The following is a 21,075-nucleotide window of genomic DNA, read 5'->3' as shown; positions in this document are numbered from 1 at the left end:
AAAAATGAAAAAAACGAGAGAAGTATATGTATGTGAAAGATGTGAAAATGTTTGTGAATCAACAGATTGTTACTTATGCGATGCTGTGTCAGCTCGAAAAATCCCAATGGAAATTGATACAAAGACTATGATGCAAGGTGTGAGAGAAGTATTAGCCTTGATTGAGAGTAAACAAATAAGTATTATGCTAAGTCGTTGCTTTGATGCACCAAGTGACTTAGTGGTAGTAAATATGGCGAAAGAAACGATTCTTGAGGATCTTAATAAGATAGATTTTGTCTTTAACGATGTAACAGCAGTGAAATACAAAGGTTTTATGAGAGAGTGCTTAGGAATTGGATTGCTAGACCCTTATAAAACAGTAGAAGGAGAGCAAGTAACAGGGTTATTTATTTTCACGGAATAGGCTTGTTTGCAAAATTGAAATATTGGAAGAAAGGAGAAGGTGTTGTGGAGGAAATCTTATAGAAGAATCGGAGGAGTATAGTATGAAATTCTTTGAAAAGCGTTTTTTGAAAAGTTTACTGAAGTTTAGCAAATTTGTACATGAATATCGTTTTGAAGATTTTTCAGCACAGGAAGAGAAGGTGTATCAGAAAAACCTTGAGAAACTAAGAAACTTATTTGGTGTAGAGAAATCCCCTATATCCCTAGATGTGATTGATACATCGGTATTAACAGCATATCAAAGAGAACTTTTACAAGAATTTGAGCAGAATGAACTCTTTACTAAGGTTAGGTATAGAGAAATGGTACGGTTTATCTGGAGTAATCCACGGTGTACATTTTCTCATGTCGAACGAGAAGTCATTTGTTATATGCTTCAAACATTGGGGAGTTCTTCTGAAGAATATGATAGAAATCAGCAAGAACAAAAACAAGAGAAAGTGCAAAATTTCCATGAAATCGAAGGTGAAAGAGAGAAAATTCACAGGTTAAGAGAACAATTAATACAAGTAGACATCTTGCAATTAAAAGAAATGGCAGCAGGATTGATGCACAACACATTTGTGTTGCTACGAATGTATTCTTCAAATCAGTATAAGAAAATGCTTGGAAAAACAGCTTACCATCAATTTATTTTTGAAATCGCGGACAGAATGCATAATTTGCCGGAGATTCTTCTCGGTGAGAATAAAAGAGCAATAGTAGAAGAACTGGCTGATACGGTAGTGTTCTTACAAGAACAGAAGCATGTTGACATTATGTTTTTACAATCTAATCTTCAAAGAATGGAAGTTGTACTTAGTAAAAATACACAAAAAATATGTGAGTTGAACCTAACTTGATTCTATATAACAAATTGAGGTGAGGGATTTGGAACAACAATTCCGATATGGTGAAGCGAATCTGGCAATATGGGGGATTCACGTTGATGTTACAGGATGTGTGTATGCACAAGTTGGTATTCCGAACGTAGGGGATATGGAAATTCAAGTCTATAACCATGAAGGAAATGGAAAATTCTTAGTAACACTTCCTGAATTCAATTGGTGCAGTTATGTGGGGGATTTTGAAAAGTTTCATACCAGTCCAAAAGATTATCAGAATGATGTATTTAAAGGATATCGAGGGTACTATCTTACGATGGGCGATATTGTCATGCCGATATCTGAATTGCAACCTTACGTGAGAGAAGTGAAGTTTATTTTTTCCATGCTTCTTTCTTTTCTATATAAAGAAACAACAAATGAGTTATATATTAACACGGGTACGACTTGCACAGTAGAAGAGCATATTGAGTATTGCAAAAGAAAATTAGAATCATGGAATGTGTATATTGCTAAATGACTAAATTGAAGAGGTGAAAACAGTTGGAAGAATATATAGAAGTGCAAGAAAGAAAAGAAACTGTATACCGAATCTATCATGATTTGAGCTTAGAATATGATAAGGGAGCAATATATGTATCTACACATCATGCTGAAATTATAGTTCGGAAACTGTTACAACATATTGAAGAAATTGTGTTAAATATGAAAAGTAAACGAGTAAAGGATAATTGGTTTATTGGTGCCCCTTTGGAAAATATATTGTGTAAATATTTCGGATTCACTTCACATGCAAGAAGGTGGCATCAAGAGTATGTTGAAATTGAACTGCATCACAATTGGGAAGGTGTTTATTTAAAGCATATTCACGAGCCAAGCTGGTTTCACTTATGTAACTTCCAAAAAATAATTGAGCAAGAAATGCTATTAGAACAAGAACAAAATGAAAAGTTTTTGGAGAAAATCAAGGCACTCATGACGATTCCGTATGGAGATGAAACACTCGTTGAAGGAGAATTGAAGAATTATAACTTACATGAGTTGAAACGTTTACATGATTATCTACAAGTTACATTCAAAAAATTAGAAAATAGTCTAGGTAGAGTGTGTATAGAGGAATGGAATGCAGACCCTGCAAACTTTTTTACGGAGTACTATACGGATGGATGGGCGGAAATAGAACAGTAATAGGAAGAGCGGAAGTTCTAACTGTAATTCAATTCAAGGGGGAATCCACGTGAAAGTGATACTATGTGAAAAACCGCAACAAATGAAAAGTTATTCGGAAGCATTTCAAAGTGCCAAACGAGAAAGTACACATATTATCGTAAAAGATACGGAAATCTTCGGAGATGAAGAAGTGATTATGATATCAGCGCTCGGTCATCTCATCGAATTATGTAACCCTGATGAGTATAAAGAAGAATGGAAAAAATGGAGTATGGACCAACTACCTATTATTCCAGAAGAGTTTAAAATGAAGGTGTCAAAAGATAAAAAAATGATTTTTCAAAATGCGAAACAGTGGTTACAAAAAGCAGATGGAATCATTATTGCGACTGATCCTGCTAGAGCTGGAGAGGCCATTGCGAAAAATATTATTATCATGGCAGGTGTGAACGAAACACCACAAAAACGCTTGTGGGTTAAGAGTATGACGCATGATGCAGTCAGAAAAGGATTTCAAAACTTACGAGATGCAGAAGAAACATATAGTTATTATTTAGAAGAACAAGCCCGTTCTGTTAGCGATTGGATTATAGGCATGAATGCCTCACGAGTATTTACGTTGTTGTTCCGAGACAAGAAAGGCGTGAAAGAGGTGTTCAGTGCAGGACGGGTACAATCAGCCTTGTTACACTTAATTCGCCAACGTGAGAAAGAATTAGAGCATTTCAAATTGCAATCATTCTATGAAATTCATGGGCATTTTAATGCGAATGGAATACCCTATGTCGGAAAACTCCTCCAAGATCATAACATTATGAAACTCCATTCAAAAGAAGAAGCACAGGGAAAGTTGCAACAATTGCAAGAGCATACAGCACGTATACAAAAGGTGACAGTGGAACAAAAATTGAAACAAGCGCCGAAATTATATAATCTGTCGGGCTTACAAGCAAAATTAAATAAGAAATATAAAATGTCCCCTAAAGTAGTACTAGAAACTGCACAAAGCCTATACGATAAAAGAATGCTTTCGTATCCCCGAACAGAATATCAGCATATTCCTGTAGCGGAAGCGGAACAGTTGCCAGGTATTCTAGAAAAGCTCGCAAATTGTAAAGATTATCAAACTCTGATTGAAAAAAAAGAAAGAGACACGATTGTACAGCAAAAAGCGTACGTGGATGATGAGAAATGTGGAGACCATTACGCACTGATTCCCACGAATCAAGTTCCTAACTTAGAAACCTTATCCAAAGAAGAAAGATGGCTCTATGATGAGGTTGTGCGTAGCGTCATAGCAACGTTCTATGAGCCTATGACATATAATCAAACAGACTTTTTCACTGAAGTGAATCAAGATATTTTTAAATCGACAGGGAAGCAAATTACCCATCTTGGATGGCAAGTCGTGTTTGGAAAAGAAGAGGAAGAGAATCAAAAAGAACAGACGCTTCCACTTGTAGAACAAGGTCAATCTGTAGAGACAACAGAAATCAAGTTACATGAAGGTAAAACACAACCTCCTAAACTATATACAGAAGGGCAACTAATTACAGTAATGGCAAAGCATGATATTGGCAGCGAAGCAACGAGATCAGGCATTATAGAGAGAATCAAAACACTGTTGTATATCAAAATTGAAAAGAACATCGTACATGTAACTAATAAAGGGAAAATGATGGTGGAAGCCATTAAAGATACCGCAATTGGTTCACCAGAATTAACTGCAAAATGGGAAGTATATTTGAAAGGAATTGGAGAAGGGAAGAAAAAGGATAAGCCTTTCGTAGAAACCTCCAAAAAGTTAGCGCAGAAACTCATCAACGAAGCAAAAGACCAAGTAAACGCATGGGCGATAAATGACTTTGTAGAGGATAAAAAAACGGAACATCATATAGGAGAGTGCCCATCCTGCGGGAAACCTGTCGTAGATAAGAAAACGATATATGGTTGTTCTGGATATGCGAAAGACAATCTAAAGAGTTGTAAGTTTTCTGTTTCGAAAGAATTTTTAGGACAGAAGATTAGTGAAAGTAATATGATAAAGCTGTTAGAGGGTAAGAAAACGACGTTACTTAAAGGATTAAAAGGGAAATCAGAAAAGGAATTCGATGCGTATTTAAAATTGGACGCTGGGAATATTCAGTTTGTATTTCCGAAGAAAAAGAAAATAGCAAAGACATGAATGAGAAAGCGACTGTATGATACAGTCGCTTTCTGAAAATAGACAAATACAAATGAGTAGTAACTTGCTATACAGTTAAAGGGAATAGTATACATCATACCATGTTTATTAGAAATAAAGATATGTAATAATGCATATCTTTATTTTAGAATGTCTCCTTCTTTTTTGGCAGAAGCTAGCTGGGGGTATGGGGGCTAGTCCCCATGATTGACGTAACGATACATGAAATACATGAAATGAATGGACGATAGTACAGGCGTTTTGGCACGTATACTATTCGGTGTAAGCTGAAGAACCTAAAATCTCCTTTTTTGTCGTCAGCTTAGCAACGATACGTTGACGTGCCAAAAAAAGTTTGGCAAGGATGGAAGGGCTACGGAACAACGTAGAGTGGCCCTCTCCAAAGGTGGAGATTTTCTGAAGCAAAGCGGAAGAAAATACAACCTGTTCCTTGCGGAACTTTTAGCCTTTTGGGTATCTGTTTTTAGCCCGCCCGTTCATCGCACGTATGTAAAGGTGTCTGTCAAGGACCTTCGCACAATCTTCTTGTTCTTTCTGTGCAGTGATAACCCATTTAGACGATTTTTCTGGAGTTCTTCCGCCTCCTTATTTACGTGAGGAAATTAGCATGTTAATATGAGTAGTGTTGTTACTTAAATAGCTGATTTCCTAAAACACGTTCCCATCGCTGTGGGGACGTGTTTTTCCGTTTTGGGATAGGTTGGGGGAGTACAACGAAAAGAAAGTAGAATATGGTATAATAAAGGAACAAATAATGGTGAGCAAAGTGAGGGAGAACGATGAAAAATCATGAGCATGTAAATGGTCAAATTCTCCAAACGAACAAGAAATGGTCACATCTGAAACAGAATCAGAAGAATTTGATAGCAGGATGGTTACAAGAAGAATATCGAGGTTTTATCGTCATGTATTTGCGAAAACCCAAACGTTATGAAGAAGAATATATGTTAGATAGTGTGATGGAACGAATTCAGGCACGTGATATTTGGATACCGTATGTAGAAGTAAAGACGTATTTCACACGAAAAAAAGGAAAGTGGTATCGGAAATTAGAAAGCGAGTTAGAAAGTAGAAGGATGGAAGAAGAGAAATAGATTCGCATAACAAATGAAAGAATCGGAATGCTGATTTGTTATGCGAAAGGGGAGCGTATGAAAAAAGACGTACGGAAGAACAGTACGCCTTTCTGTGCCTTATGCCTTTCAGGAGAAAGCGCAATGCCACTTTGTAGTATTCTGTAGGGATTTCGTGTGCAATGAATGAATTGTATGGTGGAATTGCTGTTCTTACTATATGTGAAGTCCGTTTTTTTATATGTTCTTTAGGTGATTCGTTTTATTTTTGAGTGAAATCATAAAATGAGGACAAGACGATGTATGTTGATATGTCTTGTCCTCATTTTGAATGGAGTTAAGGAAAAATAAGCAATGACAATCCAACGAAACAGATGTAGTTATGGTGTAAATAACAGTAGTTGGATGGGATTGTCATGTTAGGATGTGCAAAAAGAAAAATTTTATGCGAAAATGGTTATAAAAACCATTCTATGAAAAAGTATGGTAAAATAGAGGAGACATGTGTATAAGGAATTCGAATTCGGTTCTTTTGCCGAATTCGAATTCCTCCTTCATCAAGAGGAAAGATAGCGCATGACAAGAACGACTAATGGATCCAATTCTTGACTATAGGCGACAACTACAGGATGTGTGAATCCATATAATTTTGTTAATTTCCGAAGTATTTTTTGTTTCTTCTTAATTTTCTTTTGTAAATAGGAAATATAGGGTGTAGACATGAATAGCCTCCCGTGTTGTATACAATATGTTATAAAGTATACATACATTTCACCAGAATGAAAACGGTAACGAGAGAGAAAAAATTCTATTTGAAAGGGAGGAAAACAGAAGGATGAAATCAACAGGGATCGTACGAAGAGTAGACCAGTTAGGACGGATTGTGATACCAAGGGAAACAAGGCGTACGCTTGAGATCCACGAAAAAGACGCCATAGAAATATTTGTAGAAGAGGAAAGTATCATTTTACAGAAATATAAATCGGATGGTACGTGTCTCGTAACAGGAGAAATTTCTTCCCAGAATATCAAACTAGCGGACGGACAGCTGACGTTGAGTCCAGAAGGGGCAAAACAGCTTCTAGAGGAATTAGAACAGTATCTGGACAGAGTTTAAGAATACGAGGGGGAACGAAGGATGGAGAGAAAACCACAACCTGTTTTAAAAGAAAGAACTAGAAATACCGTATCGATGCAGGAACGGTTATTACAAGAAGTCATACAAAAGAAGAAGGTCACTTCTGTGATTTTAATCAACGGATTTCATATGAAAGGAATCGTAAAAGAATATGATGCATTTTCTATTTTGGTAGAATCCGATGATAAAAACCACTTGATTTATAAACATGCGATTTCAACGATTCGATTATAAAAAAGCATGAATCCCAATGATTTCATGCTTCTGTAGTCTGATAGACAGCTACATATTTAGTTGTTTACTGCTTCTTTTAATTGTTTACCGGCTTTAAAGGCAGGTGCTTTTTTTGCAGGAATGATAAGAGATTCTCCCGTACTTGGATTTCGCCCTTCTCGTGCAGCACGTTCTCGGACCTCGAATGTACCGAAGCCAATTAGCTGGACATTGTCACCTTTTTGTAGTGTTTGCTGGATGGATTCTAATACGGTATCTACTGCTAGGCTTGCTTGTGGTCTTTTTAATCCTGTTTCCATCGCTACCTTTTGAATTAATTCTGTTTTATTCATAAAACACCTCTTATTGTCATGATTATTATCTTAGTATAAGGCGAGAATGAAAACGGTGCAAGGTAGTTTGTAAGTGTAACAGATCAGATTCTTTGCGAACGAGAAAACGTGTACATGAGAAAATACCCTAAAAAGAGAATGAGGCGAAAGAAAATGACAAATATTTTTTACATGGAGCTCAATGATCTTGATCATGAACTCGAACGAAGTGCGGAAATACTGAGGGTATTGGCACACCCTGTCCGTCTACAAATTGTACATCAATTAGTCAGGAAACAGACTTTAAATGTGACCGAATTACAACAGATTTTGAAATTGCCGCAATCTACGGTTTCACAACATCTTCATAAAATGAGAAATCATAAAGTGTTATCACATGAACGCAAAGGAACAGAAGTATTTTATCGAGTGGACGATAAACAAGTGAAACAAGCGCTTTACGTACTGATGGGCTAAACAGCTAGTTTCGTGTATCTGCCTAGTTATGTACGGATATAAAAATAAAACGAGAAGAGGGGGCTTCTATGGGGGGGAATTTATGTTACACGTATATCACAATAAAAGAAATCATTTTTATCCATGCCTATGTGACAGGGAAAGAAATTCCCTCTTCACAAGTATTACAAATTCTAGGACAATTTGATCCGGAAGAAATCCCAGGTACAATTAGAGAAACGCGTCGGTATCGTATACGAAATAATGGAGAAGAATTGTTCCAATACTATAGACAGAAACATCCGAAATTATTTGAGAAACAAAGATTATGCACGTACGAAGAGTTGAAGCAACGAGCAGTGTATTACTGTTCGGCCCATTTGACGATTCACATGTAATTCAGGAGGTACAGGAGAATGTTCTGTTCACTTGAATACTACCTAATAAATGGAAATTAAGTCCAATTTATTAGCCGAGGTGATAAAAAAATGAACGCTCAGATTCCTCTGTAACGAAAGAGAAGAAAGCGCCGAATACATTTAGGTCTTGAAAGAAAAAAAGCATCCATACGAATAGATAAGGGTATGAAAAGATGGATAGTAAATATTTCAGGTAGAAAGGGATATAAATCAGTGAGAATAAGTGCATATACAAGTGGTTTATAAAATTTCACGTACCATAGTAAAAAGAATAAAATAAAACATCCAAAACAAAGGTTGCTTCTTCTCTCCTTCCTCCGCTACAATAGATATATACTTTGTAACTACTCAGCTTCTTCAAATAAAAAAACAGGCCAAATACATGTTTCCGATTCGAAAACATGAAAAGAAAATACTCCAATCAGAGAAAGAATCTATGCCAAATAGAGAAATTCTCTTATGAAGTCGTGTTATTCCAAGGAACCGTTCTAGTTTCTATGACTTGGTTTATCGCTTGTAAGACCGATTGTTTTTGTTTTTTCATGGTACTCATAAAGCTTCGTATCTGACAAAAAGATTCTGCGCCTTTCTTACTTCGGAAAGTCCCAGACACTTTCTGTTTTACTTTCGTCATCCGAATATCCCGTTCTGCTTGATTGTTATCAAATGGAATGGCTGGATGTTCTAAAAACGCTAGAATTCTGTCAGAATACTTGACGAAGCGATTCCATAAATTTTGAGAAGGCGTCTGCTTTCCTTTCTTCTTTTGTTTCGTGGAAAGAATCTGTTGTTCTTTCAATATGGATTGATACATAATAAACAGATTCTTTTGCGTCGCTTTTGGCATGGTACCTTCGGATTGCTTTTTCATCGTCAACGCTTGCGTTAGAAATTTCTGCATCTGTTGTGCCCATTGTTCTCCAGTACTATCTATAATTCCTTGTAAATCTCGTAAGAGATGGGCATTACATAAAACGTGACGACAATCTGTATACGCATCATACGATTTCCAACCATCATGCATCGCAATTCCAGAAAAAGATGGCAAGATTTCTCCAGCATCCATTGCTTCTTTTCCACGTTTTTGATGAATATGTTGCAATGTCACCTCCGGTGTACTGGCAGTATGTAACCATTGTGTTTTGTTTTCTACACGCATACCAGTTTCATCAAAATGGACAACAGGAGACTGCAGAATCTTTTCCTTTACTTCTTTTATGAATGGCTGCAATTGAGAAGCGAAAGCCTGTGTATGATTTACCAGGGTTCCTTCGCTTATAGAATGTCCAAAACAATCCTGAAAGAATTCTTTTGTTCGCTTCAAAGAAATGCATTGATAATGCGTTAAATAGGGAATCAGTCTTTTTATATTTGGACCATATTGAACAGGACGAGATACTGTCGAAGGAAATTGGGCTTCTTGGATAGAATGGCAATGTGGGCATTCTTTCTGTTCTACTTTATGTTCTGTCACTTCGATCTGAATAGGTGGTAAGTCATACACTTGGCGAATGCGATACCCTTTTACAGGCTCGTGGTTCAAGGAAGTATGACAACAAGTACAATATGTAGGAGAATGTGTAATCGTATGATCTGGAGTCGCTGTCAAACCAAGAGTATGTCCCTTGTGGCCCAACTGGCCACCCGTTTGACGATGAGACGGTTTGCGCAAACTTTTTGTAACGGGCTTACCCAAACCATCTGTAGAAGGTGGCTTATGACTATTTTTGGAGTTTTTTTTTGAAGCATTTTCTAGTTCTTGTATACGTTTTTCTAACTTAGAAAATGTTTCTTCAAATAAAGAAATAACAGCTTCAGGTCCTTTTTTATATGTATCTAAAATAATTTTTCGATCGACCATAAGATTCACCTCCCCTGTTTGATATACTCAGTATTTACAAATGGGAGGCATATGAAACTAGTAAAATTTAAAAAAGACACCGAAAGGTGGCTGAGTAGTTACTATACTTTCTTTACCCATTCCCCCGAAAAAGGGGAATAACAAAAAAGACAGAATATGAAATAAGAAAGGTGACTCACTCTATGAATCAACCTTTAGTGAATTTACGAGTGGATTTTGCTTTTAAACAATTATTTGGTGTACAAGGACAAGAGGAATTATTGATTTCTTTTTTAAATGCAATCTTGCATGAATCCTTATCTATACCGATAGTATCGCTAAAAATTGAAGACCCACACCTCCATAAAGAATACGAAGAAGATAAATTATCCATACTAGATATATTAGCGACACTTCAAGATGAAACAAAAGTTAATATTGAAATTCAGTTGCGAAATACACAAGAAATTGTGAAACGCTCCCTGTATTATTGGAGTAAGTTATATACATCCCAATTAGAGCAGGGGATGCCTTACCGCTCTTTGCGAAAAACGATTGCCATCAATCTATTAGATTTTAAGCTCTTTCCTCATTATGATGATATGCATACAGTCGGAGAATTTTGGAGCAGGCAACAGAAGGAAGTGTTACTTGAAGACCTAGAAATACATTTCATCGAGATTCCAAAGCTAGTAAGACAATGGAGAGAAGAAAAAATTAATCCGTGGGAAAATGAATTCGCTCGTTGGTTACTTTTACTACCAGCGCACGAAGATGAACATTTAACCCACACGTTGGAGGATATAGCCATGAAACAAGATCCAATGTTACAGAAGGCAATCCACAAATGGGAAAATATGAGTCAGAGTAGCTCTTTCCGTCTCGCATATGAAGCACGTGAAAAAGTATTATTTGATGAACAAGCTAAATTAGCACATGCACGTGAGGTTGGTATAGAAGAAGGTATGGAAAAAGGAAAACAAGTAGGGAAAGAAGAAGGGCTTCAAGAGGGTATAGCAAAAGGAATGGAAAAAGGAAAAGAAGTTGGCATTCAAGAAGGGAAAATCCAACTAATTCAGGGCATGCATAAAAACGGAATGGATATAGAAGATATTGCAAAGTTTACGAGTATGGACCTGTCGGATATACGTCATATTTTGGGACAATAACAAGTAGGCATCCCTACATGAGATGCCTACTTGTTATTGTCTGATTATTCAGATAGTTTTGTTTGTATTTCTCTCCTGCTAAACAAGCGATTGTACTGTTCCTGTATACTTTGGAGTTGTAAACTTAGTCCTTTTGCCATTGGTGCCATCTTGAGGTCTTGTTGTAAGATGAGCAATAACTGGGACACTTTTATAAGCATCTCGTGAATCTCATATGCTTCTTCTATCAAACCGTCTATATAAACCTGATGAAGAATAGACTCAATTCTGCCCATTTTTCCATCAATTTCTTGTAACAATTGTGCAGAATTACCAGACCATGACTTGTCCACGTATAATCCCTCTCCTGTCTTCGATATCTATTTGCATCCAATTTACTGATAGTTTTCATGTTACTATGGAAAAATAGAAAAGGAAATCTGGAAATTCAAACGATACACTTCTTCTGTTACATTCTTTTCAATTGTTTTTATAATTGAAATTTATATATGTATTACTATTCTTGTAAGTTTAGTGGTATATGGTATAAGCATTCCGAATTTCTATTAAAATATCAGCAATTCGTTTGCCATTTTTCAAAATCACGTGATTTTTTGTATACTCGTCTATACATTGTCCTAATTCTTGATTGAACATGACTTCTATTTCACCGTTTTCTCGCATGTTACTCGTTAATAAGGTCGGCTCTTTACTTAACAAGCAATACAATTGTAAGGTTTCAGCCAATACTGTCACTAATGGTCTCAATAGAATATCATGGTGTGGAAGCATATCAGCAGCAATTTGTTTATTTAAAACAAATTGAATGCCATTTTCTTTTACATCAAATCGATATAAGAAAATCATATACACATAGCACACCCTTTTCATATGATGTGTGAAGATATAAGAGAGAATAAGAATCGTATACTGTTGTATCATCCGCTCATTCCCTCGACTGAATAAAAGAATGGTCTATATTCATTATATATCAGGGGAAGTCACTATTCAATTTGTTATTTCATTTTAGCTGGATATTTCCAATCTGGCTTATCTTTTTTATCAGGTTTTATGTTTGTTTTTTGTTTTGGTTTCTTTTGCTCCACTTTGTTCTTCACTTGATTTTGTTGTTCGAATATATCTAATTTTGTTTGCATTTGTTCCACTTGTTCTTTTACTTCCTTAAGTTCCAACTTAATTTCTGATAGCAATCTTAAAATGGCATCGCCTTTATTCATAACAACCACCTTACTTCAGAAGATGAGTATTTTCTCAATGTATAATAGAACGAATTTTCTGTTTAATTTGGTATAATAAAGAAGAATAATTGCCATTATTCCCTTTTCAAAGGATGGACTATACCAATAGTCTGTTCTTTTTTTGATGCTTGTATCCTTTTAACATATGTTTAGAAAATCGATTCGGATATAATGCATGTAACATATCATACGGACTGCTTCCCCAAAACTTATCACAAGGGTACTTCAATCCTTGCTGTTTGATCCATTTTCCCGTATATATTTGTAGCAATGTTTCCTCCGTTAATTTTACCTTTTCTTCAATCGTCCATCGTAAAGCTTCTAACGCATTCTTTTCTGTCCAAAAATTATAAGGAGATACTGAGAATTCCCATCTCTTAAACCGCCCTGGATACAAAGAATTTAACATAATAAATGGATTATTACTCCAAAATTTATGTAATGGCACAGATAATTTCTGATTTTTAATCCACCTAGCACTATATATTCGTTTCAACTCCTCGTCCGACAATTGCTCCTTCTCTTCAATTGTCCACTTTAATGCTTCTAATGCTTTTTCTTCTGTCCAAAACCCATTCGGAGTTACCGGTAATTCCCATTCTTTAAACCGATTGGGGTATAAATCATTTAAAAATTGATACGGACTATCTTTAAAAAATTGGTTTACTGGCGTGCGTAGACCATGTTGAATTAACCACTTCATACTATACTTGCTTTTTAGCTCTTTGTCTGATAATTTTTCTTTTTCCTCAATTGTCCATTTTAGTGCTTCTAATGCTTTTTCTTTTGTCCAAAACCCTTTTGGAGTTACTAGTAATTCCCACTCTTTAAATCGATTCGGATATAACTCATTTAAAAATGCGTAGGGACTACCCTTCCAGAAAATGAAGCAAGGTGAATATAAATTTTGCTCTTTTATCCAACGCAGACTATATTTTTGCAAGAGTTCTCCCGCATTTAATTGCTCTTTTTTTTCAATGGTCCATAGTAGTGCTTCGATTGCTATTTTTTTTGTCCAAAAATATTTAGGAACACATTGAAATTGCCACTCTTTAAACCTTCCAGGATATAATGAATTAATCATCATATAAGGACTGTCTTTAAAAAAAATTCGACAAGGAGTCGTAAGTTTATGCTTTGCAAGCCATTTTGTACTATATACTTTCAAAATTTCTTTTTCATCTAATTGTTCTTTCTCTTCAATAGTCCATTTCAAAGCGTTCAATCCATTTTCCTTCGTCCAAAAATGTAGAGGGGCCATTTTTAATTCCCATTCTTTTACGTGTCCTGGGTACGCATCATTTAACATCCTATAAGGACTGTTATTATATTTTGCAAGCACTGTTGTTAATTTCATTTTTTGAATTAATTTTTGATTCCAGCCTTCACGAAGATCTTGTATATTCCATATTAACACTTGTTCAATTAAATATTTTGTAACACGCCTAGCTAGTTCATTATTTTCATCTTCACTCCAAGTTCCAGGTGGAAACTTCTTTCTGTCTCCATCTAATATTTCTTGATAGATTTCTTCAATTCTAACGGCAAGCATGTCATCACTCATTTCAATTGAATTTATGAAAGAGAATTCAGATAATTAAAATACGGTTAATTCTAAGATATAGGGTTAATTTTATAATAATAACTAGCATAGTATTTTTCAACCTGTTCATAAAGGTGTACTTTTACAGATATGCAGAAACATAGGGAAACTCTCATCTGTAAAAGTTGATTTTAAATTTTACAGACAGCTGTAAAATTTTTGTACCTTTATAGATGGAAATTAGCTATAATTATGATTGAGGTGACAATATTGCAAGATAAAAAGTTTGGATATGTCAGAGTTTCCAGTAAAGACCAAAATGAAGAACGTCAGATTGAAAATATGAAATATCTTGGAATAGAAGATCGGGATATTTTTATCGATAAGCAGTCTGGGAAAAATATGAAGAGGGAAAACTATCAAATGTTAAAAAGATTGGCGCGTACGGGCGATACCATTATTTTTGATTCCTTAAGGCTTAGTGACAGGGTAGCTGCTCTAGTCCGCAGGACTTTTTCCATTAATAGTAAAACAGGGTGTTCTTGAAGGTTATGCTCTCTCTCAATTATACTATTTATTAAATAAACGTAATGAGATGAGGGGAAATATTGAAAAAAAGTTGGACTGAAGAAGAATTATTAGAGAACTACATGCTGTTACCAAATGAACGTCATTTAGTATTGAGTAAAAAAACAAACGCCAATCGTCTGGGATTTGCTGTCTTACTAAAATATTTTCAACAGGAAGCTCGTTTTCCAAGCGAAAAACAAGATATCTCGAAAGATATTGTGCAACATTTAGCACATCAAATAGATGCTTTACCTGAAGATTTTTTTGAACATTATAAATGGGGCGGAAAAGAAAGAAGTTATACAGATCATCGAAAAATCATTCGTGATCTCTTTGGTTTCAGAGAGATCACTTCAAAAGATAATCTCCAATTGATACAATGGCTAAAAGAACAAGTACAACTTACACATGATATGGAAGATTTATCTGATCAAGCTTATCATTTATTTCGCAAATGGAAAGTAGAACCACCTTCTAAAGGTAGTTTAAAACGAATGATTCATTCCGCTATTGATACGTATGAGAAAGATTTATATTATACAATTTCCGAACATTTATCCGCTGAAACTTGTTGTCGATTAGATGCATTGTTAGCTGTGCAATCAAATGAGGATTTAGAAATTGTAGACATCATGTATGAAAAAACAAATTCAAATCAGTTATCTTTTCGATATCTTTTATCGTCTGCATGTAAACCGAGTGTAAATACTATGGAAACAGAATTAAAAAAACTGTTAGCCATCCAACGATTAGAAATTCCTCCTAGACTATTTCAGCATTTACCTCCAAAGTTAGAAAAGAAATATCGTTTCCGCGCAGCAACAGAAACTGTAACAGAATTACGTGCGCATCCGTCCCACATTCGTTATACATTATTAGCTATCCTTTTTTCACACCAATATGGGAAAGTCATTGATTCTTTAGCAGATTTATTAGATGAAATTACACTTAAAATCAAAAATAGAGCTAAAAATACAACTCGGAAAGAAGCCATTACAGAATTGGAACGGGTAAAAGGAAAAAATAAACATATTATAAGCTTATTAAAAGCAACTGTAGAACATCCCGAAGGGATTATTCAAGATACCCTATTTCCAATTGTTAGCGCTAACACAATTCAAGATATAATAAAAGAGATGACAAAAAATGATCGTGAATATAAAGAAAAAATTTATACTAGGATGCATGCTTCTTATGGCGGACACTATCGACGGACATTTATTGATATTTTGATGAATCTTACCTTCCGGTCTAATAACCAATTACATCAACCTGTAATTGAAGCTATTCAACTTATCCGAGAATATAAAGAAAGTGGCCAACGTTATTTTGCAATTGAAGATACTGTTCCAATTGAGGGTGTCATTCAACCTAAATGGAAAAATATCATTATCGAAGCGGATAGTCAGGGAGTTGAAAGAGTCAATCGAATTAACTATGAAATTGCAGTCATTCAATCTCTTCGTACGCAGCTTCGGTGTAAAGAAATTTGGATTGAAGGAGCAAATCGATATCGTAACCCGGATGAAGATCTTCCACAAGATTTTGAAGAAAATAAGGAAGAATATTTTGAAGCATTAAAGATACCACTTGATGTGAAGCCTTTTATTGAAAATATAAAGCAGTTAATGAAAGAAAAACTACAAATGCTTCATCAAGGATTAGAGAGTCAAAGCAATAAAAAAATAGTGATTACTACCAAAAGTAATAAAGGATGGATCCAAGTTACTCCCCTTGATAAACAACTGGAGCCTCCACTTGTACCAACTATTAAACAAGAAGTTAAAAATAGATGGAATGATATTAATTTATTAGATTTATTAAAAGAAACAGACTTTCATACAGGATTCACCAAACATTTTAAAACTACAGCTAACCGAGAAATATTAGATTCAGAAACGATTCAACGTCGTTTACTTCTTTGTTTATTTGGATTAGGAACAAACACTGGGTTAAAAGCAGTAGCTGCTGGAAACCCCATTGATAATTATCGAGAGCTTCGATATATGCGTCAGAAATTTATACATAAAGATCATTTAAGAAAAGCGAATGCAGAAGTAATCAATCAAATTATGAATCATCGAGAGAAAAATGTATGGGGAGAAGCTACCACTGCTTGTGCCTCGGATTCTAAACATTATGGCGCTTGGGATCAAAACCTACTAACAGAATGGCATCCTCGTTATAGAAAACATGGAATTATGATTTATTGGCACACAGATCGAAATTCTGCATGTGTGTATTCTCAAATTAAATCTTGTTTATCTTCTGAAGTAGCTGCAATGATGGAAGGTGTATTGCGCCACTGCACAGATATGGAAATTGATCGAAACTATGTAGATACGCATGGGCAAAGTGTGATTGCATTTGCCTTTTGTCATCTGTTAGGCTTCAAACTTATGCCACGTTTCAAGAATATTGGTTCTCAAAAATTGTATCGTCCTGAAGCTGGGATGAACGAAGAATACCCTCAGTTACATCCTGTTTTAAGTAGACCGATTAACTGGGATCTTATTCAACAACAATATGAAGAAATTGTTAAGTTTGCGACTGCCCTAAGACTGGGAACAGCTTCTGCTGAATCTATTTTAAAACGATTCACAAGGGATACAAAACATCCAACATATTTAGCATTATGTGAACTTGGAAAAGCAATGAAAACCATTTTTTTATGTGAATATTTACACTCCGAAGATATTCGTAGAGAAATTCAAGAAGGACTAAATACTGTAGAGCAATGGAATTCAGTAACTACTTATATTTTCTATGGGAAAAATAGTGAATTACGCTCCAATTCACTAGAGGATCAAGAAGTATCGGCCTTATCACTACAGCTACTTCAAAATTGTTTGGTCTATATGAATACCTTAATGGTACAAGAAATTCTATACGATAACCAACAATATTGGTTGAAAAAAATGACAATAGAAGATTTCCGAGGTTTAACCCCGTTATTTTATCATCATGTGAATCCATATGGAATTTTTAAATTAAATATGAATCAAAGAATACCAATTAAATTACAAGTAGCTTAAAAGTTATCATTCTTGTACAAACAGAGTCATAACTTTTAAGTTTTGACTCTGTTTTTGAAGTGCTGTAATATCAGTATGTAGACAGGTGTCATAACTTAAGGTCTAAAGTTACGGGGAAATAGGAGCGATTTTTATGAAATATGGCTATGCACGCGTAAGTACATTACACCAGGACCTGGGGTCCCAAATTCAAACATTGCAAAATGAAGGCTGTGAAGAAATTTATTCTGAAAAGTTTACTGGAACAAAAACAGATCGTCCAAAGTTTCAGGAATTATTATCTATATTAAAAACAGGGGATATGCTTGTTGTGACAAAACTAGATCGTTTTGCACGTTCAACCGTTGATGCGATACATATAATTAGAACGCTATTTGAAAAAGGTGTAAAGGTTCATATACTCAATATGGGATTAGTTGAAGATACACCAACAGGTAGGCTTGTATTCAATGTAATGAGCGCATTTGCTGAATTCGAAAGAGATATGATTGTAGAACGTACGCAAGAAGGAAAAGCAATCGCAAAGCTAAATCCTAATTTTAAAGAAGGGCGGCCAAAGAAATATAATAAGAAACAAATAGAACATGCCTTATTTCTTTTACATAATCATTCCTACAAAGAAGTGGAAGAAAAAATGGGTATTTCAAAAAGTACATTAATCAGAGCAAAGAGGCAATTAAAAAAAGAGAATGCCACAGAAAGTACAGTTACATCATAGTATGAATCTCCCTATTTACTTTTAATGGGAAAAGTCCTGCGGACTAGAGCAGCTACCCTGTCACTAAGCCCTTAACAAGATTAGGTCGTAGCATGAATGATGTGTTAGAGGAATTTCGTTATTTTGAACAACAGCGTATTAATTTGCAATTTATTAAAGAGCCTTTTATTAATGTGAATTATAATGGCGAAAGTACAAACGATGTGATTCAGCAAGCTGTACAAAAAGCAACCCTTACCATTCTATCTGCTTTTGCAGAAAAAGAAAGAAATGACATTAAACAACGACAAGCAGAAGGGATTGAATTAGCTAAGAAACAAGGAAAACATTTAGGTAGACCACCAGTACAAATTACAGATAAATTTATGGAGGCGTACCGAGAATGGCAATCTGGAAAAATTACAGCTGTCGGAGCAATGAGAAAATATGATATAAAACGTTCTTCTTTCTATAAACTAGTAAAAGAATATGAAGCACAAGGAAAAACGAAATATACAGCTGAAATTGAATGATATTTAAAAAGAAGACAACCGAGTTTCTTCCTATTATATAAGAAGTGTGACGGAAACTGTAGCACACACCTACTATTCTAAATCATGTCTTGCAAAATTTTGCGAAGACACGATACATGTTAAGGGAATCCTCTTAACATGTATCAAGTGATGCTTTGTTTAATCCGTAAGATTTCAAAGTCTTCGCCATGCTACATTGGTAATAGCATACGGCTAACCGTCCAGCCATAGGTTCAAATCCTATATGTTTATACCCTTCTACTTGTAGAATCACAATACATATTTTATTTCTTGATATACATAGAACGTATCATTATACGTGTTAAAAAAACCATCCTGTACATGTAAAATAAAGCTTCTTTTTCTCAAGGATTCACGTTGCAGATGTCTCTATTTTTACCATGCTACATTACTCTGGAAACTGGAACAAATCACGTTTTTTCAATTCTCTATATAGATTACTCACATGACATCCAACCTTTTTTGCGATGTCTGGATAGGCTATTCCCTCATTATATAAAACAATTGCTTGTTGACACTTCTCGTCCCATATCGCTTCTGATGTTTGTACTACCGTTTTTCGTTTCTTACAGACTTTCACTTTATCTGACATCTCCTTGTATACACGTTCCAGTCTGTACATGCTATTCGTAAATGAAATGTACAGAAAAATAATAAATTTACAACAGTACTATCTGAAACAAAAGGGAAGACTAAGTTCCCACACGCTTTTTAATTATTGTCTTCCCTTATTTGGATCACTACCACCGACAATAGCAAAGATATGTTTTGCTATATTTGTATTTTCTTGAACACCGGAGAATACATATTTACCTGGTCCAAATGCATACACATTCACATCTTCACCTGTATGTCCACCTGTCGTCCAACCCGTGATGGAACGCTTGTTGAAAATGGATTCAATAGCATTATCAATCTTGGCCACATCCTTTGATAGAGCGACCTCCTTGATAGCCTGTATTTCTTCTGGTGTTAATGCTAAATCAATATATGTGTCCAATGTCTCTTCTACACTTTCCCCTTTTACAATCTCTTTGGCCATAAAATCAGGTGTACGTTTTGCAGCCTTAATTGGTTCCACTTTAAAATTATACGCATCATTTGCTCCTACAGATAAACCACCCGTAGAGTGATCTGCCGTAGCCACAACCAGTGTCTGCTTATCCTTTTTAGCAAACTCAATTGCCGCTTTAAATGCTCTTTCAAAGTCTTCCATCTCACTCATGGCACCGACAATATCATTATCATGTCCAGCCCAGTCAATTTGGCTACCTTCCACCATTAAGAAGAAACCCTTTTTATTTTTGTTCAAACGTTCAATTGCTGCTTGTGTCATTTCTTCTAATGACGGTGTGTTATCATTACGATCAATCATTTTATCCAATTCACCTAGCGCAAATAAACCAAGGATTTGATCATTCTTATCCTGTAATAGTCGTTCTCGATCAGTTACATAACTATAACCAGACTTCTTAAATTCCTCTGTAAGATTACGATTTTCTCTTACAAAGTTTTTTCTGCCACCACCAAGCATCACATCGACTTTATGCTTCCCTTTCACTTTTTCATCAAAATAATCATTTGCTATGGCATCCATATTGTTGCGATGCATATCATGCGCCCCAAAAGCAGCTGGTGTCGCATGGGTAATTTCAGCAGTTGCGACTAGTCCTGTTGATTTCCCGTGTTCTTTTGCTTGCTCAAGAACTGTTTTCACTGCTGTTTTATCATTATCAACTGAGATTGCCGCATTATATGTCTTCACACCCGACGCCATTGCAGTCGCTGCTGATGCAGAATCCGTAATGTTTTCATGTTCATCTTCTGAATAAGTCTTTTGTGTGCCTACAAGGTATGTATCAAATGCAGTGGATTCCATTTCAAACGTTTTAGGATTATCTTTCATATAGCGATGTGCTGTCATATAAGAAGGCCCCATACCATCTCCAATTAATACAATCACATTTTTAATCTTCGTATTACTGTTCTTTTCGTCTGCATTCACTTCACTAGAACGCGTAACATTCCAGGTTGCTACCGAAGTAACTACTAACGACGCCACAACTGCAAATGGCCAGGTCTTTTTTACAAAATTTCGCATGATTTTGTCCTCCTATATATAATGACTTTCACGTATTTGTTCTTTATGTC

23 protein-coding genes and 1 pseudogene are annotated in these 21,075 nt (G+C 35.4%); 15 read left to right on the top strand and 9 right to left on the bottom strand.

Annotation, left to right across the window (positions count from 1 at the left end; translation table 11 throughout):
- Positions 1–4 precede the first annotated feature (4 nt).
- From MHH55_RS34970 to MHH55_RS34945, 6 genes are all read left to right on the top strand, one after another.
- Positions 5–406: a hypothetical protein gene (locus tag MHH55_RS34970; RefSeq protein ID WP_078185709.1), complete on the top strand. Its 402-nt coding sequence runs from the start codon at positions 5–7 to the stop codon at positions 404–406.
- An 82-nt stretch (positions 407–488) separates the two neighbouring features.
- Positions 489–1,289 (top strand): hypothetical protein, encoded by an 801-nt coding sequence (locus MHH55_RS34965; RefSeq protein WP_078185710.1) that lies wholly within the window; start codon positions 489–491, stop codon positions 1,287–1,289.
- A gap of 28 nt (positions 1,290–1,317) precedes the next feature.
- Positions 1,318–1,791 carry a hypothetical protein gene (locus MHH55_RS34960; protein WP_243168590.1) on the top strand — a complete coding sequence of 158 codons (474 nt, stop codon included), beginning with the start codon at positions 1,318–1,320 and terminating at the stop codon, positions 1,789–1,791.
- Positions 1,792–1,814: 23 nt separating this feature from the next.
- Positions 1,815–2,459 carry a hypothetical protein gene (locus MHH55_RS34955; protein ID WP_340882669.1) on the top strand — a complete coding sequence of 215 codons (645 nt, stop codon included), beginning with the start codon at positions 1,815–1,817 and terminating at the stop codon, positions 2,457–2,459.
- Between the two features lie 49 nt (positions 2,460–2,508).
- Positions 2,509–4,626: a type IA DNA topoisomerase gene (locus MHH55_RS34950; RefSeq protein WP_340882667.1), complete on the top strand. Its 2,118-nt coding sequence runs from the start codon at positions 2,509–2,511 to the stop codon at positions 4,624–4,626.
- A gap of 800 nt (positions 4,627–5,426) precedes the next feature.
- The gene (locus tag MHH55_RS34945) at positions 5,427–5,741 is read left to right on the top strand and encodes a transposase (RefSeq protein ID WP_078185714.1); all 315 of its coding nucleotides are present in this window, start codon (positions 5,427–5,429) and stop codon (positions 5,739–5,741) included.
- A gap of 536 nt (positions 5,742–6,277) precedes the next feature.
- Here MHH55_RS34945 and MHH55_RS34940 read toward each other — a convergent pair.
- Positions 6,278–6,442 (bottom strand): aspartyl-phosphate phosphatase Spo0E family protein, encoded by a 165-nt coding sequence (locus tag MHH55_RS34940; protein WP_075718517.1) that lies wholly within the window; start codon positions 6,440–6,442, stop codon positions 6,278–6,280.
- Positions 6,443–6,555: 113 nt separating this feature from the next.
- On the opposite strand from MHH55_RS34940, the gene MHH55_RS34935 reads away from it, so the two are divergent.
- Together MHH55_RS34935 and hfq are read left to right on the top strand one after the other, a co-directional pair.
- The gene (locus tag MHH55_RS34935; RefSeq protein ID WP_078185715.1) at positions 6,556–6,837 is read left to right on the top strand and encodes an AbrB/MazE/SpoVT family DNA-binding domain-containing protein; all 282 of its coding nucleotides are present in this window, start codon (positions 6,556–6,558) and stop codon (positions 6,835–6,837) included.
- A 21-nt stretch (positions 6,838–6,858) separates the two neighbouring features.
- Entirely contained in the window at positions 6,859–7,092 is a 234-nt protein-coding gene (gene hfq / locus MHH55_RS34930) for an RNA chaperone Hfq (RefSeq protein ID WP_075718521.1), read from the top strand.
- Positions 7,093–7,148: 56 nt separating this feature from the next.
- On the opposite strand, the gene MHH55_RS34925 is transcribed toward hfq, so the two are convergent.
- The gene (locus tag MHH55_RS34925; protein WP_078188017.1) at positions 7,149–7,424 is read right to left on the bottom strand and encodes an HU family DNA-binding protein; all 276 of its coding nucleotides are present in this window, start codon (positions 7,422–7,424) and stop codon (positions 7,149–7,151) included.
- Between the two features lie 153 nt (positions 7,425–7,577).
- Here MHH55_RS34925 and MHH55_RS34920 point away from each other — a divergent pair, with 153 nt between their 5' ends.
- On the top strand, positions 7,578–7,880 hold the full coding sequence (locus tag MHH55_RS34920; RefSeq protein WP_078188018.1) for an ArsR/SmtB family transcription factor: 303 nt from the start codon (positions 7,578–7,580) through the stop codon (positions 7,878–7,880).
- A gap of 68 nt (positions 7,881–7,948) precedes the next feature.
- Positions 7,949–8,257, top strand: a complete 309-nt coding sequence (locus tag MHH55_RS34915) for a hypothetical protein (protein ID WP_078188215.1) — start codon at positions 7,949–7,951, stop codon at positions 8,255–8,257.
- A 478-nt stretch (positions 8,258–8,735) separates the two neighbouring features.
- Here MHH55_RS34915 and tnpC read toward each other — a convergent pair whose 3' ends face one another.
- A complete protein-coding gene (gene tnpC / locus MHH55_RS34910) occupies positions 8,736–10,139 on the bottom strand; it encodes an IS66 family transposase (RefSeq protein ID WP_100910632.1) in 1,404 nt (467 codons plus the stop codon).
- 182 nt (positions 10,140–10,321) lie between these two features.
- Here tnpC and MHH55_RS34905 point away from each other — a divergent pair, with 182 nt between their 5' ends.
- Complete coding sequence (locus MHH55_RS34905; RefSeq protein ID WP_078185719.1) at positions 10,322–11,287, top strand: Rpn family recombination-promoting nuclease/putative transposase; 966 nt, start codon at positions 10,322–10,324, stop codon at positions 11,285–11,287.
- Between the two features lie 44 nt (positions 11,288–11,331).
- Here MHH55_RS34905 and MHH55_RS34900 read toward each other — a convergent pair whose 3' ends face one another.
- From MHH55_RS34900 to MHH55_RS34885, 4 genes are all read right to left on the bottom strand, one after another.
- Positions 11,332–11,619, bottom strand: a complete 288-nt coding sequence (locus MHH55_RS34900; RefSeq protein ID WP_078185720.1) for a hypothetical protein — start codon at positions 11,617–11,619, stop codon at positions 11,332–11,334.
- Positions 11,620–11,797: 178 nt separating this feature from the next.
- Complete coding sequence (locus MHH55_RS34895) at positions 11,798–12,133, bottom strand: hypothetical protein (protein ID WP_134208736.1); 336 nt, start codon at positions 12,131–12,133, stop codon at positions 11,798–11,800.
- A 149-nt stretch (positions 12,134–12,282) separates the two neighbouring features.
- Positions 12,283–12,504, bottom strand: a complete 222-nt coding sequence (locus tag MHH55_RS34890; RefSeq protein WP_078185722.1) for a hypothetical protein — start codon at positions 12,502–12,504, stop codon at positions 12,283–12,285.
- 118 nt (positions 12,505–12,622) lie between these two features.
- A complete protein-coding gene (locus tag MHH55_RS34885; RefSeq protein ID WP_088029414.1) occupies positions 12,623–14,077 on the bottom strand; it encodes a hypothetical protein in 1,455 nt (484 codons plus the stop codon).
- Positions 14,078–14,320: 243 nt separating this feature from the next.
- On the opposite strand from MHH55_RS34885, the gene MHH55_RS34880 reads away from it, so the two are divergent.
- From MHH55_RS34880 to MHH55_RS34865, 4 genes and pseudogenes are all read left to right on the top strand, one after another.
- A complete protein-coding gene (locus MHH55_RS34880; RefSeq protein ID WP_340882708.1) occupies positions 14,321–14,614 on the top strand; it encodes a recombinase family protein in 294 nt (97 codons plus the stop codon).
- Positions 14,615–14,718: 104 nt separating this feature from the next.
- Positions 14,719–17,673: a Tn3 family transposase gene (locus MHH55_RS34875; RefSeq protein WP_445661833.1), complete on the top strand. Its 2,955-nt coding sequence runs from the start codon at positions 14,719–14,721 to the stop codon at positions 17,671–17,673.
- Between the two features lie 133 nt (positions 17,674–17,806).
- On the top strand, positions 17,807–18,391 hold the full coding sequence (locus MHH55_RS34870; protein ID WP_078187806.1) for a recombinase family protein: 585 nt from the start codon (positions 17,807–17,809) through the stop codon (positions 18,389–18,391).
- A gap of 71 nt (positions 18,392–18,462) precedes the next feature.
- Positions 18,463–18,903, top strand: a pseudogene (locus MHH55_RS34865) (recombinase family protein); the annotation flags it as partial.
- Positions 18,904–19,312: 409 nt separating this feature from the next.
- Here MHH55_RS34865 and MHH55_RS34860 read toward each other — a convergent pair.
- Complete coding sequence (locus MHH55_RS34860) at positions 19,313–19,504, bottom strand: helix-turn-helix domain-containing protein (RefSeq protein WP_445661841.1); 192 nt, start codon at positions 19,502–19,504, stop codon at positions 19,313–19,315.
- A 135-nt stretch (positions 19,505–19,639) separates the two neighbouring features.
- Positions 19,640–21,025 (bottom strand): alkaline phosphatase, encoded by a 1,386-nt coding sequence (locus MHH55_RS34855; RefSeq protein ID WP_340882662.1) that lies wholly within the window; start codon positions 21,023–21,025, stop codon positions 19,640–19,642.
- Between the last annotated feature and the right edge of the window lie 50 nt (positions 21,026–21,075).

The sequence above is a fragment of the Bacillus sp. FSL K6-2944 genome, assembly GCF_038005385.1.
Classification (GTDB): domain Bacteria; phylum Bacillota; class Bacilli; order Bacillales; family Bacillaceae_G; genus Bacillus_A; species Bacillus_A cereus.
The sequence above is the reverse complement of the archived record's forward strand: the minus strand, read 5'-3'. Positions and strand labels throughout refer to the sequence as shown.